General features: G+C 62.4%; 7 protein-coding genes. 4 read left to right on the top strand and 3 right to left on the bottom strand.

Annotated elements, in window-relative coordinates:
- Nucleotides 1-173 precede the first annotated feature (173 nt).
- Nucleotides 174-1,805, top strand: a complete 1,632-nt coding sequence (locus OXH74_RS16755; protein ID WP_375737982.1) for a VRR-NUC domain-containing protein — start codon at nucleotides 174-176, stop codon at nucleotides 1,803-1,805.
- Nucleotides 1,790-4,066, top strand: coding sequence for an ATP-dependent DNA helicase (locus OXH74_RS16750; RefSeq protein WP_375737981.1), 2,277 nt, complete (start codon nucleotides 1,790-1,792; stop codon nucleotides 4,064-4,066). The genes OXH74_RS16755 and OXH74_RS16750 overlap by 16 nt, the downstream gene beginning before the upstream one ends.
- A gap of 403 nt (nucleotides 4,067-4,469) precedes the next feature.
- Here OXH74_RS16750 and hrpA read toward each other — a convergent pair whose 3' ends face one another.
- The 3 genes from hrpA to fadD2 all read right to left on the bottom strand — a co-directional run bounded on the left by hrpA (nucleotide 4,470) and on the right by fadD2 (nucleotide 12,506).
- A complete protein-coding gene (hrpA, locus tag OXH74_RS16745; RefSeq protein WP_375737980.1) occupies nucleotides 4,470-8,495 on the bottom strand; it encodes an ATP-dependent RNA helicase HrpA in 4,026 nt (1,341 codons plus the stop codon).
- Between the two features lie 255 nt (nucleotides 8,496-8,750).
- Nucleotides 8,751-10,457 carry a long-chain-fatty-acid--CoA ligase FadD1 gene (gene fadD1 / locus OXH74_RS16740; protein WP_375737979.1) on the bottom strand — a complete coding sequence of 569 codons (1,707 nt, stop codon included), beginning with the start codon at nucleotides 10,455-10,457 and terminating at the stop codon, nucleotides 8,751-8,753.
- Between the two features lie 360 nt (nucleotides 10,458-10,817).
- Nucleotides 10,818-12,506 carry a long-chain-fatty-acid--CoA ligase FadD2 gene (gene fadD2, locus OXH74_RS16735; RefSeq protein ID WP_375737978.1) on the bottom strand — a complete coding sequence of 563 codons (1,689 nt, stop codon included), beginning with the start codon at nucleotides 12,504-12,506 and terminating at the stop codon, nucleotides 10,818-10,820.
- A 217-nt stretch (nucleotides 12,507-12,723) separates the two neighbouring features.
- Between fadD2 and OXH74_RS16730 the strand changes: the two genes are divergently transcribed.
- Both OXH74_RS16730 and OXH74_RS16725 read left to right on the top strand, forming a co-directional pair.
- On the top strand, nucleotides 12,724-13,683 hold the full coding sequence (locus OXH74_RS16730; RefSeq protein ID WP_375737977.1) for an alpha/beta hydrolase: 960 nt from the start codon (nucleotides 12,724-12,726) through the stop codon (nucleotides 13,681-13,683).
- The gene (locus OXH74_RS16725) at nucleotides 13,680-14,150 is read left to right on the top strand and encodes a MaoC family dehydratase (RefSeq protein WP_375737976.1); all 471 of its coding nucleotides are present in this window, start codon (nucleotides 13,680-13,682) and stop codon (nucleotides 14,148-14,150) included. Before OXH74_RS16730 ends, OXH74_RS16725 begins: the two co-directional genes overlap by 4 nt.
- Nucleotides 14,151-14,226 lie beyond the last annotated feature (76 nt).

Here is a 14,226-nt window from a genome sequence, read left to right as displayed (position 1 = left end):
AATGCTGCCAGGGAGGCGGCCTGGATACCGATTGCTATCTGCTCGCCGCGCGCAAGCAAGTGAGGGCCGAGCGCCGAGTGGGCTGAACCCTCTCATCGAATTCCAATTGCCGCCTCAGGGGCAGGCCTGATATCTGTATGAATCAACAGTGATATTCGGCCTTCAACCCCACCATGCCCGCCGCCCTCGACGACCCTTTTTACTACCTGAACAACTTCCACACCCTGCTGGGCTGGATCAGCGAGCGCTACAGCGACCTGCTCGAGGTCGAGGAGCAAAGCTTCATCGAATGTTTTTCCGCCCTGCCTCGTGGCTCCCAGGCGCTGCTGGTGCGCATGGTGATGCGCAAGGGCACACTGTTTCGCGCCAGCAAGCTGAATTACGCGGAAATTGGCGACACTCTCAAAGCCGCCGCACCGCTGGCGGAACTCGGCTGGGTCGATGAAGCACCGCAGCTTGAACTGGCACAGCTCTTCGGGCTGCTGACCCTGGCCGAAGTGGATGCCTGCTTCGGCAAGGCTCAGGGGCGCAAGGCCGAGCGCCTCGAAGCCCTGCGGGATCAACATCCGCAACCGCGCACCTTCGCCGATTGGGCGCCAGCCAGCCGCGATCGCGTTTACGCCCTGACGCTGATGGACCTCTGCGACCGGCTGCGCTTGATGTTCTTCGGCAACCTCTATCAGGACTGGTCGGAGTTCGTCCTGGCCGACCTGGGCATCTACCAGTACGAAAAGGTCGAGATCGACGCCACCGCGCGCGGCTTCCGCGAACGTGCCGACCTCGAGTACTACCTGCACCTCCACCGTTGCCGTGAACGCTTCGAGGCCGGAGACGATCTGGACGAAGTGCTGACCGCCATCCCCCGCAAGCCCCACACCAACCCCTGGCTGGATGCCCGACGGCGCAAGTTGTTGTTTCAGATCGCCCAGCACTGTGAACGCTGCGGACAGTTCGGGCCGGCCCTGGAGCTTTATTCGACCTGCGAGTACGCCGGCGCACGGGTACGCCGCATTCGCGTACTGGAGAGGTACGCGGCCTACGCCGACGCCTTCGACCTGGCGCAGGCCGCCAGCGAGCAGCCGGAAAGCGAGGAGGAGCAGCAGCAGCTCACGCGCATCCTCCTGCGCCTGCGACGCAGGCTCGGGTTGCCCAGGACACTGCCGGCCGAGCGCGCGCCAATCCGCCGCCTGGACCTGACCCTACCCCTGCCATCGGAGCCGCTATCTGTCGAGCACGCTGTGCTGCTGCACTTACAGGAAGAGCGAGCGCCCGTGCATTACGTCGAGAACACTCTGCTCAACTCGCTGTTTGGTTTGTTGTGCTGGGACGTGATCTTCAGCGCCCTGCCCGGGGCGTTCTTCCACCCCTTCCACAGTGGCCCCGCAGACCTGCTCAGCCCGGATTTCGCCCTGCGCCGTGCAGAGCTGTTCAGCGCCCGCCTCGCGCAACTGGACAGCGGCGAATACAAAGCCAGCATCCGTCACACCTATGTCGCCAAGATGGGCCTGCTATCGCCCTTCGTCCATTGGGGAAACCTCAGCGAGGAGCTGCTGGGACAGGCCCTGGCTTGCCTGCCGGCAGCCCACCTCAAGGCCTGCTTCCTGCGTATCCTGGCCCACATCAAGGCGAACCGATCCGGCCTGCCAGACCTGATCCAGTTCTGGCCAGACGAGCAGCGATATCGCCTGATCGAAGTGAAAGGCCCGGGCGATCGCCTGCAGGACAATCAACTGCGCTGGCTGGAGTACTGCACCCAGCACGGCATCCCCGTGGAAGTCTGCTACGTACAATGGGCGGACGCCTGAGCGTGGCTTACCACATTGCCGTACGTGCGCTCTGCGAGTTCACCGCCAAGCGCGGCGACCTGGACCTGCGCTTCACCCCCGCTCCCACCGCCCAAGAAGGCATCGCCGGACACACTTTGGTGGCCGCTCGTCGTGGCGACGGTTACCAGCCTGAAGTCGCGCTGAGCGGCGAGTTCGGCCCCTTGCAGGTACGCGGACGCGCAGACGGCTACGATCAGGCATCGAACCGCCTGGAGGAAGTGAAAACCTACCGGGGCGACCTGCAGCGCCAGCCGGCCAACCACCGCGAACTGCACTGGGCGCAGGTGAAGATCTACGGCTGGCTGCTCTGCCAGAAGGAGGGGTTGAGCGATATCGAACTGGCGCTGGTGTACTTCGATATCAGCAGCCAACAGGAAACCCTGTTCGCCGAACGCCACACGGCCTGCAGTCTCCGCGCTTTCTTTGAGGAACACTGCCAGCGCTTTCTCGCCTGGGCTGAGCAGGAGCTCACCCACGCGGGCGAACGCAACGCTGCCCTGGATGCCCTCACATTCCCACACCCGACATTCCGACAGGGCCAGCGCCAACTCGCCGAAGCCGCCTACAAGGCCGTGAGCACCGGCTGCTGCCTCCTGGCCCAGGCGCCAACAGGAATCGGCAAGACCCTCGGTACCCTCTTCCCGCTGCTCAAGGCCTTCGAGCGCCAGCAGCTAGATAAGCTGTTCTTCCTCGCCGCCAAGACCCCTGGCCGCCAACTGGCGCTGGATTCGCTGCGCAAGCTGAGCCCGGTCGAGTCATCCATTCCGCTGCGGGTGCTCGAACTGGTCGCCCGCGACAAGGCCTGCGAACACCCGGACAAAGCCTGTCACGGCGAGTCCTGCCCTCTCGCGATGGGGTTCTACGACCGCCTGCCCGCCGCCCGCCACGCTGCCGTCGAGCAACGCTGGCTGGACCGCCAAGCCCTGCGTGAAGTCGCCTTGGCGCACCAGGTTTGCCCCTACTACCTCGCCCAGGAACTGGCACGCTGGAGCGATGTAACCGTCGGTGACTACAACTACTACTTCGACTCCAGCGCCTTGCTCCATGGCCTGGCGAGCGCCAATCAATGGCGCGTGGCCGTGCTGGTGGACGAAGCCCACAATCTGGTGGAACGGGCACGCAAGATGTACTCGGTCGAACTCGACCAGTTCGGGTTCAAGGCGTTGCGTAAAAGCGCCCCCGCCGTGCTGAAGAAACCGCTGGATCGCATCGAGCGTTGCTGGAATGCCCTGAACAAGGAACAGGACGAAGACTACGCGGCCTACGACCTGCCACCGCAGAAGCTGCTCGGCGCCTTGCAGAATGCGGTCTCAGCCATCACCGACTATCTCACCGACAATCCGGCTGCGGTCGACAGCACCTTGCAGGAGTTCTATTTTCAGGCCCTGCAGTTCGGCCGGATGGCCGAGCAGTTCGACCGGCACTCGTTGTTCGACATCGCCAAGCGCCCCACCAAGACCGGGCGCAGCCTGTCGCGCATCTGCCTGCGCAACCTGGTGCCAGCGCCCTTCCTCGCCCCACGCTTTGCGACCAGCCGTTCTACCGTGCTGTTCTCCGCCACGCTGAACCCTCGTCATTACTACAGTGACCTCCTGGGCCTGGCCCCAAACACGCCCTGGCTGGAAGTGGACTCGCCCTTCAGCGCCCAGCAGCTACAGGTGCATGTCGCTCAAGGCATTTCCACCCGCTATCAGCATCGCGCCCGCTCGCTCGCCGCCATCGTCGAACTGATGGCGCGGCAATACGCCGGGCGGCCAGGTAATTACCTCGCCTTTTTCAGCAGCTACGACTACCTGCAGCAAGTGGCCGCTCTGTTCGGCCGTGAGCATCCGCAAGTACCGACGTGGCTCCAGGCACGGCAGATGGATGAAACCGAGCGGCAGACCTTTATCCAGCGTTTCGAAGCCGGCAGCCAGGGCATTGGTTTCGCCGTGCTCGGCGGCGCGTTCGGTGAGGGGATCGACCTACCGGGCGAGCGCCTGATCGGTGCTTTCGTCGCCACCCTCGGCCTACCGCAGCTGAATCCGGTAAACGAGCAAATACGCCAGCGTATGGCCATGCTCTTTGGCACCGGCTACGACTACACGTACCTTTACCCCGGCCTGCAGAAAGTGGTGCAGGCGGCGGGCCGGGTCATCCGCACTACCGAGGACCAGGGCGTGGTGCATCTGATGGACGACCGTTTCGCTCAGCCGGAAGTGCGGCGGCTGTTGCCCAGTTGGTGGCAGGTGGAGCACTGATCCCCCTCGCCCGCTGGGAGTCAGACCGGGGGTGAGGGATTTCCGGCATCTGCATCACCTCTGTTGGGTATCGCTTCGCTCCACTCAACCTACGGCCGTGGGCCTGCTTTGCGAGTAAATATCCACCTTCCTGGAACATGAACTTGCTTTTTGCCCCCTGGAAGGGGCCGGAACCAATCTTCGCGCTCAGACTCACAGCTGAACCTGTAGGAACAAGGGGGACGCAGAGTTCTTGCTCGCGAACAGCCCGAGCGCGATCTTTCGCGAGCAAGCTCGCTGCTACACAGAATCCCGACTTCATCCTGCTAGTCGGCACATTTCAATCGTCACAGGCAGAGCCAGTGACTGATGCCCCTAAGAGCCTTATTTCACAAGTCCAAATGAATTCGCACTCACATCCGGATCAGGGCTCTACCGTCGCCCAATGCTTGGACAGGCGCTTGTCCGAGACTGGCAGCTTGGTTCCCAGTTGCTGGGCAAACAGGGACACGCGGTACTCCTCCAGCATCCAGCGATAGAGCACCAGGTTGGGATCACGCTTGCCCTCCTGCGCATGCTTGGCCAGGCGTGCCTTGTACTGCTCCCAATAGCCAGCCAGTTCGCCGGACCAGACTCGGTCGCGCTGCAATTGCGCAGCGATCTTGTCGAAGCGCTGCTCGATGGCCTTGAGGTAGCGCGGGATTTCCTTGAGCCACTCCGCCGGCGTTTCGCGAACAAAACCCGGATAGACCAGGTTGCCGAGTTGCGCCTTGATATCGTTCAAGGCCACAGCCTGGGCCAGGTCTATACGGCCCTTGAAGCGCTTTTGCAGGCCGTGCCAGAGCTTGAGGATGTCCAGGGTCAGCCGGGCAAGCCGCTCAGCATGCTCAGCCCAGGCACCGCGCTTCTTTTCCGCCAGGGAGGCCAGGGCCGCACCATCGCGTGGCAGCCTTGCTTCGTCTTCGAGGATGCAGGTATCGAGGCTGGCCAGGAGGATGTCCTCCACTAACGCATCGACGCGCCCCATGTCGCGATAAAGCAGGCCCAGCTCGGTCAGGCCCGGCAGCTTGCTGCGCAGGAACTTGGCCGTTTCCGCCAACTGCTGCAGGAGCAGGCGCTGCAAAGCACGACGGTGCTGCCATTCTGCTTCGGCCTGGGTCGGGAACCGCCCCTCCTTCACCGCACCACCCTCCTCAACCAGCGCCGGGTAAACGGTCATGGATAGGCCCGCGACCTTCTGCTGGGTTTTTTCCGCCAATGCGGTAAATCCCTTGGCCTCGACCGGTTTCTGTTCTTTCTGCGTCTGCGGGATAGCGAGCGCAGCCTGGCTGGCCTCGGCAAAGCGTGCAGTGATTTCCACCAGGTCACGGCCCTCGCCGAGGAACTTGCCGCGAGCGTCGACCACTTCCAGGTTCATCTTCAGGTGGCTGTCCAACTGTGCCGTTGCTTCCGGCCAGGCATCCTCCGGCACGCGGGCGCCAGTCATGCGCTGCAGCTCACGGCCCAGCGCCTCAGGTAACGAGCCCTGAGCGAACACCAGCTTGGCCAGGGCCGCCTTGACGAAATCCGGCACGGGCACGAAGTTCTTGCGAATCGATTTGGGCAGGTTGCGCACCAAGGCCACGCACTTGGCCTCCAGCAGGCCAGGCACCAGCCACTCCAGCCGCTCGGGTGGCAGTTGCGGTAGCAGCGGTGCGGGTACACGCAGGGTCACGCCATCGCGCACATGGCCGGGCTCGAAGTGATAGCTCAGCGGCAGTTCCAACTCGCCCAGGCGCAGCTTGTCCGGGTACTGCGCAGCGGTCACTTCACTGGCCTCCCGAGCCAGCACGTCTTCCTCGCGCATGATCAACAGCTGAGGATTGCCGGCACGCTCGCGTTCATACCACTTCTCGAAGCTAGCGGTCTGGTAGATGTCCGCCGGCAATCGCGCCGCGTAATAGCCGAACAGGGTTTCCTCGTCGGCCAGGATGTCGCGGCGACGAGCCTTGGCCTCCAGTTCGTCGAGCTTTTCCAGTAGCTGACGGTTGGCCGACAGGCATTTGGCCTTGCTGTGGATTTCACCACGCACCAGGCCCTCGCGGATGAACAGCTCACGGGAGACTTCTGGGTCAATTGGGCCGTAGTGCACCGCTCGACGGCCGACAATGATCAGTCCGTAGAGCGTGACCTGCTCATAGGCCACCACCTGGCCACGGCGTTTCTCCCAATGCGGCTCCAGATGATTTTTCTTCACCAGGTGGCCGGCCAGCGGCTCCAGCCAGTCGGGTTCGATCTTGGCCACCATACGCGCGAACAGTTTGGTGGTCTCCACCAGTTCGGCCGCCATGATCCATTGCGGGCGCTTCTTGGAAATGGCCGTGCCTGGGTGAATCCAGAAACGGCGCTGGCGTGCGCCGAGGTAGTCACCCTCCTCGCTCTTCTGGCCGATCTGGCTAAGCAGGCCGCAGAGGATGGCCTTGTGGACCTTGGCGTAGTCGATAGTGCGCCCGGGAACCTCCCCTCCCTTGCCGGGGTCAGCTTGCTGGCGAATTTCTCTGCCGCTGAAGACCTTCTGCGCCGAGGAGTCTGCTTCGCGAGCAAGCTCGCTCCTACGTGGGGAGTTTTCCGGGAACAGTTTCAACTCTCGGCAGATCAACACCAACTGGCGATGCGCATCGCGCCATTCGCGCAGGCGCAGGTAGTTGAGGAAGTTCTTCCGGCACCAGGTGCGCAGGGCATTGGAGCCCAGCGCCTGGCGTTGCTCTTCGAAGCCGCGCCAGAGATTGATCAGTGCGGCGAAGTCGGAATCGACATCCTTCCATTGCGCATGGGCCTGGTCGGCGGCCTGCTGGCGGTCCATCGGACGCTCGCGCGGGTCCTGCACGGACAGCGCACTGGCGACGATCAACACTTCGTCGAGGCTGCCCAGGCGTACGCCTTCCAGAACCATGCGACCAAGGCGCGGATCGATGGGCAACCGTGCGAGTTGTCGACCAATCGGCGTCAGTTGGCCCTCGCGGTTTACGGCCGAGAGTTCCTGCAGCAGGGTGAAGCCGTCCTTGATGGCCTTGCTGTCCGGCGGCTCGATGAAGGGGAAGGCCTCGATATCGCCCAGTCGCAAATGGAGCATCTGCAGGATCACCGCTGCCAGGTTGGTGCGCAGGATCTCGGGGTCGGTAAAGGCCGGGCGGGAGAGGAAGTCTTCTTCACTGTACAGGCGTATGCAGATGCCGGGTTCGACCCGACCGCAGCGGCCCTTGCGTTGGTTGGCACTGGCTTGCGAGACGGCCTCCACAGGGAGGCGCTGAACCTTGGCGCGGTAGCTGTAGCGGCTGATACGCGCGGTGCCGCTGTCGATCACATAGCGGATGCCAGGCACCGTGAGCGAGGTTTCCGCCACGTTGGTGGCCAGGACGATCTTGCGGCCCGGCATCGGCTGGAAGATTTTCTGCTGTTCGGCCGGGGTCAGCCGCGCATAGAGCGGCAGTACTTCGGTGTGCCGCAAGTTGGCCTTGCGTAGCACCTCAGCGCAGTCACGGATCTCCCGCTCGCCGGGCAGGAACACCAGCACGTCGCCGGGACGCTTGTCCACTTCGCGTTCATGGCTGGCGATCTCGTCGAGTGCGCGGAGGATGCCCTGGTCGACGGACAGGTCGTCGAACAGCGCCTCGCCGTCCTCATCCACCTCGGCCGCAAGCGGGCGGTACCAGGTGTCCACCGGGTAGGTGCGCCCGGACACCTCGATGATAGGGGCATCACTGAAGTGTTTGGAGAAGCGCTCCAGGTCGATGGTGGCGGAGGTGATGATCAGCTTGAGGTCGGGCCGGCGCGGCAGTAGCGTCTTCAGGTAGCCGAGGAGGAAGTCGATATTGAGGCTTCGTTCGTGGGCCTCGTCGACGATGATCGTGTCGTAGCGCTCGAGGTAGCGGTCATGCTGGGTTTCGGCCAGCAGGATGCCGTCGGTCATCAGCTTGATCAGACTGCGTTCGTTGGACTGGTCCTCGAAGCGCACCTGGTAGCCCACCAGCTCGCCCAGAGGGCTGCCAATTTCCTCGGCCACGCGGGTCGCCACACTGCGAGCAGCCAGCCGACGCGGCTGGGTGTGTCCGATCAAGCCTTGGGTGCCGCGGCCGATCTCCAGGCAGATTTTCGGCAGCTGGGTGGTCTTGCCCGAGCCGGTTTCACCCGCGACCACCAGAACCTGATGCTTTTCCAGCGCCGCCTTGATCTCGTCGCGCTTGGCGGCAATGGGCAGAGCATCGTCATAGCGCATCTTCGGGACACTGGTGCGCCGCGCCTCAACCCTCGCCGCGGATGCCTGGAAGCGCTCCACCCACTGCGCCAGCTTCGTCTCGTCCGGGTGCTTGCGCAGTTCGTGGAGTTGGCGGCGCAGGCGATGGCGATCACCACACATGACCAGGTCAAGTCGCTGCAGGAGTTGTTCGGGGCTAGGGGATTGCGCGGTCATCGGGTCCGTTCGGTCTGGCAGGTCTGTTCGGCAAGGACGGGATTGTCGCAGATTTCGCCCAATGGCGGCGCCCCGTCGCGCACAGGGTTGGATGACGCTTATTACATCGATCATCGCATCCAAACGCGGCGTCGACAGTGGCCCGGTGGAGCGCGACCTACCTTGTAGCTGCCAGCCTGCAGCGCTGCGCAATGGACTCTCCGTCAAACGAAAAGGCCCCGCATTGCGGGGCCTTGGGTGCAGCGCGCGAAGGTATCAGGCCTTGATCTGCTCCTTCTTCGCGGCAAGCTTTTTCAGCTCTTCATCACGCAGCTCACGGCGCAGTATCTTGCCTACGTTGGTCGTCGGCAGCGCATCGCGGAACTCGACGGCCTTGGGCATCTTGTAACCAGTGACGTTGCTGCGCATGTGCTCCATCACCTGTTCCTTGGTCAGGCTCGCACCCGGCTTGGCGACCACGAAGATCTTGATCGCCTCGCCGGATTTCTCATCCGGGATGCCAATGGCCGCACATTGCAGCACGCCCGGCAGGGTGGCGAGGACATCTTCCAACTCGTTCGGATACACATTGAAACCGGACACCAGGATCATGTCTTTCTTGCGGTCGACGATGCGCATGTAGCCATCTTCCTGGATCACTGCGATGTCGCCGGTCTTCAGCCAACCATCAGCGTCGAGGATTTCGTCGGTGGCTTCCTGGCGCTGCCAGTAGCCCTTCATGACTTGCGGACCCTTGACGCACAGCTCGCCCACGGAGCCCAGGGGCAACTCGTTGCCGGCATCGTCGATTACCTTGCACAAGGTTGAGGGGACGGGGATGCCGATAGTGCCAATCTCGTTCTTCTCGAAGGTGTTCACCGACACAACGGGGCTGGTTTCGGTCATGCCGAAGCCTTCGCAGATGGCACAGCCGGTGACGTCATTCCAGCGTTCCGCAGTGGCTTGCTGCAGCGCCATGCCACCGGAGAAGGTTGCCTTGAGGGAAGAGAAGTCCAGCTTGCGGAACTCCTCGTTGTTGCACAGGGCGACAAACAGAGTGTTGAGCCCCACGAAGCCGGTGAACTTCCACTGGGAAAGCTCCTTGACCATGCTCGGCAGATCGCGAGGGTTGGTGATCAGGATGTTGTGGCCGCCGATCAGCATCATCGCCATGCAATGAAAGGTAAAAGCATAGATGTGATAGAGCGGTAGCGGAGCGATGAGAATCTCCCTGCCATCGCTCATATTGGCCCCCATCAACGCCTTGACCTGGAGCATGTTGGCCACCAGGTTACGATGGGTCAGCATCGCGCCCTTGGCCACGCCAGTGGTGCCGCCGGTGTACTGCAGCACGGCGATATCACCACTGTGCGGGCTGGCCTCCGTGAAAGCGCGGCCGCGGCCCTTGGCCAGGGCATCGTTGAGCTTGACCGCCTGGGGCAGGCTATAGGGCGGGACCATTTTCTTCACGTGCTTGATCACGGCATTGACCAGCAGGCGCTTGAAGGTCGGCAGCAGGTCGCCAACTTCAGTGACGATCACGTGGCGGATGCCCGTCTTGGGCAGGACTTCCTGGGCCAGGTGGGCCATGTTGGCCAGGCACACCAAGGCCTTTGCCCCGGCGTCATTGAACTGATGCTCCATCTCCCGCGCAGTGTACAGCGGGTTGGTATTGACCACGATCAGGCCGGCGCGCATAGCGCCGAACACAACGACCGGATACTGCAGGATGTTCGGCATCTGCACGGCGATGCGATCGCCTGGCTTGAGGTCGGTATGGTTCTGCAGGTAGGCGGCGAAGGCTCCGGAGAGCTCGTACAGCTCGCCGTAGGTCAGGGTCTTGCCCAGGTTGCTGAAAGCGGGCTTGTCGGCAAAGCGTTGGCAGGACTGTTTCAATACCGCCTGGATATTGGCGTACTGATCGGCATTGATCTCAGCAGGAACGCCTGCTGGATATTTGTCCTTCCAGAAGTTTTCGGTCATGGAGGCCCACTCCTAAGCAACAGCTGATCTTCACTGCCCTCAGGCAGTTGTTTGTTGTGTTGTATGCAACTTTTTACCCCAGGCAGGGCAAAAAGCGCGCCGAGAGTAGCAGCTTTGCCAGAGCCTCACTAGTACCAAACCTGCCCCAGCCAGTCACATTAATGACCACCAATTATATATTGGTCACTTTTGGAGTTCCGACTCTAAGTCGCCGATAAACGGCGAAAACCGGGGCCTCAGAGCCGCTACAACCCAAGTCGCGAGGGGACGCAAGGTGGAAATCCTGCGCGCAAGGCAGGGTTGCCAAGTTAAGGAGCATGCCGCTGCGGCAGGGCGGGTTGCCCGCCCTGCCCGTCTTCCTCACGCGATATCGCGTAGCTCGCGACGCAGGATCTTGCCAACTGGAGTCATCGGCAGGGCCGCCTTGAGCACGATGTGCTTGGGCACCTTGTAGCCGGTGAAATTCTCCTTGCAGTAGGCCTTAAGCTCCTCGACGCTGACCCCCCCCTCGCGCGGCACCACGAACAGTTTCACTGCCTCGCCGGACTTGTCGTCCGGCACGCCGATAGCCGCGCAGCTGGCCACCATTGGATGGGCCATGACCACGTCTTCGATCTCGTTCGGGTAGACGTTGAAACCGGAAACGATGATCAGGTCCTTCTTGCGATCGACGATGCGCACGTAGCCGTCCGGGTCGATCACCGCGATGTCGCCGGTTCGCAGCCAGCCATCATCGTCGAGCACTTCGGCCGTGGCCTCCGGGCGCTGCCAATAACCCTTCATCACCTGCGGCCCCCTGATGCACAGCTCCCCGCGCTCGCCCAACGGCAGTTCGCTGCCATTGTCATCGATGGTTTTGAATGCCGTACCCGGCACCGGGATGCCCACGGTACCCAGGCGCGCCTGGTCGCCATATGGGTTGGTGCTGGCTACGGGAGAGGTTTCGGTAAGACCGTAGCCCTCGACGACCGAGCAACCAGTCATCGCCTGCCATCGTTCGGCCGTGGCCTTGACCAGGGCCGTGCCGCCCGAGTTGGTGACCTTGAGATTGGAGAAGTCCAGACTCTTGAATTCCGGATGGTCCATCAGCGCGACAAAAAGCGTGTTGAGGCCAAGAAGCGCCGAGAAGCGCCACTTCTTGAGTTCCTTGATGAAACCGGGGATGTCTCGCGGGTTAGTGATGAGGATGTTGTGGTTGCCGTTTACCATCATGCACATGCAATTCGCCGTGAAAGCATAGATGTGGTAAAGCGGCAGCGGCGCGATCATGATCTCCTGGCCCTGCTTCATCAGCGGTGCCCCATTTGGCCCGAGCTGCGACAGGCAGGCATCCACCTGCTGCATGTTCGCCACCAGGTTGCCGTGGGTGAGCATGGCGCCCTTGGCCACTCCCGTCGTGCCTCCGGTGTACTGCAGCACGGCGATATCATCGAGGCCGACCCTGACCGGTCGCAGCGCGTGCCCTTGGCCGTGCTTGAGCGCATCCTTGAAGGACACTGCCTGGGGCAGATGGAAGTCGGGAACCATCTTCTTCACCTTCTTCACCAGAGCGTTGACCAGCCACCCCTTGAGGCTTGGCAACATGTCTCCCATGCGCGCCTCGATCAGGTATTCGATCTCGGTGTCCGGCAACACCTCCTCGACCAGTTTGCCAAACAGGTTGATGTACACCAGTGCGCGCACGCCGGCGTCCTTGAACTGGTGACGCATCTCGCGAGCCGTGTACAGTGGGTTGGTGTTCACCACGATGAGCCCGGCCCGCAAGGCGCCAAATACCGCAATGGGGTACTGCAGGACGTTGGGCATCTGCACGGCGATGCGGTCGCCGGGATTGAGGTCGGTGTGTTTCTGCAGATAGGCAGCAAAAGCAGCGGAATGGCGATCCAGCTCGGCGTAAGTCAGGGTCACCCCCAGGTTGCTGAAAGCCGGGCGGTCAGCGAATTTTTTGCAGGACCGCTCGAATACTTCGATCACCGACTTGTAGGCAGTCAGATCGACAGTATTAGGTACGCCGGCCGGGCGTTTGTCGCTCCAGAAATCAGGTTGCATTTGTTCTTGTCCTCTCTGCCCTGAAAGTGTCTGGCCCGCGCTGCGGGGCTGCTCGGAAATTAGCAGCTCCCCGGCACCACGCAAATAGTCGAGCCCCGTCATTGACCACGTGAATCTTGCCCCTCACGTATTACCGCTCGCCAGTGGCCGCCGCCGGACTTTGCGCCGGCGGGCCACCCGTGCACAATGCGTCGACCCCCCGGCATAAGGATCGGCCATGCGCCATGACGCCTTCTGGCTCGACGCCAGCGATGCAGTCCCCCTGTACGTCAACCACTGGGCTGGCGAAGGTCCGCCAAGGGCAGTGATCATGCTCAGCCACGGCATGGCCGAACACAGCGGGCGCTATGCGCGCCTTGGCGAAGCATTGGTGGCAGCCGGCTTCGAACTCTATGCGCACGATCAACGAGGCCATGGCAGGAGCGCCGAGCACGGCACCCTCGGCCTATATGCCGAACAGGATGGCTGGGCCAAGGTGGTGGACGATCTGGCAAGCCTGAACCACCATATCCGCCAGCAGCACCCACAGGCCCCGATCTTCCTGCTGGGCCACAGCATGGGCAGCTACATCGGCCAGGCGTACCTGATGCGACATAGCTGCAGCCTGCAGGGCGCCATCCTTTCCGGTTCCAACTACCAACCTGTCGCACTGTATCGCGTGGCCAGACTCGTGGCTCGCTTCGAGCGCTGGCGACAAGGTCTTGAAGGCCGCAGTGCATTGATCGATTTTCTATCTTTCGGCTCGTTCAACAAGGCATTCAAGCCCAATCGCACGACTTTCGACTGGTTGAGCCGCGACCCGCAGGAAGTCGACAAATACGTCAGCGATCCGCTTTGCGGCTTCCGCTGCACTAATCAATTGTGGCTCGACCTGCTGAGCGGGCTTCAGAGCATCACACCGCCCAGCCAGTTGACCCAGATCGACCCCGACCTGCCGTTGCTGGTGATCGGCGGCGAGCGCGACCCGGTCAGTGAGGGCCGGCGCCTGCAGGACCTGGCTGACGCCTTACGCCTGGCCGGAATCAGGAACGTGCAATTGAAACTCTATCCGGGCGCCCGTCACGAACTGCTCAACGAGAGCAATCGGAACGAGGTGACCGCATTCTTGATCGACTGGCTGGAGCAATCGCTTGCCCACCGTCGCTCCCTTCAACCGCAAGCCAAGGAGACCGCATGAGCCAGGTCACTAACATCCCCTACGACGCCCTCGAAGTGGGACAGAAAGCCAGCTTTGCCAAGACTGTCGAAGAGCGTGACATCCAACTCTTCGCCGCCGTATCCGGCGACCGCAACCCCGTGCACCTGGACGCCGAGTACGCCGCTGGCACGATGTTCAAGGAGCGCATCGCCCACGGCATGTTCACCGGCGCCCTGATCAGCGCGGCCATTGCCTGCGAAATGCCAGGCCCGGGCTCCATCTACCTCGGCCAGCAACTGCGCTTCACCCGCCCGGTGAAGCTGGGCGACCGCCTGACCGTCGAACTGGAGATCCTCGAGAAGCTGCCGAAGAATCGTGTGCGCATTGCGACTCGTGTGTTCAACCAGAATGCCGAGCAAGTGGTGGATGGTGAAGCCGAGGTGCTGGCGCCCAAGCAGCAACTGTCCGTCGAGCTGCCGGAACTGCCGCCGATCACCATCGGCTGAGACGCCGTCTGCGGCTGAAGCGAAAAGCCCGGATTGGATCCGGGCTTTTGGTCGTGCGGGATAGTCGGGCTGATGG

Source organism: Metapseudomonas boanensis, assembly GCF_042232855.1.
Classification (GTDB): Bacteria; Pseudomonadota; Gammaproteobacteria; order Pseudomonadales; family Pseudomonadaceae; genus Metapseudomonas; species Metapseudomonas boanensis.
Note: the sequence above shows the minus strand (reverse complement) of the source record. Positions and strands in the feature narration are given on the sequence as shown.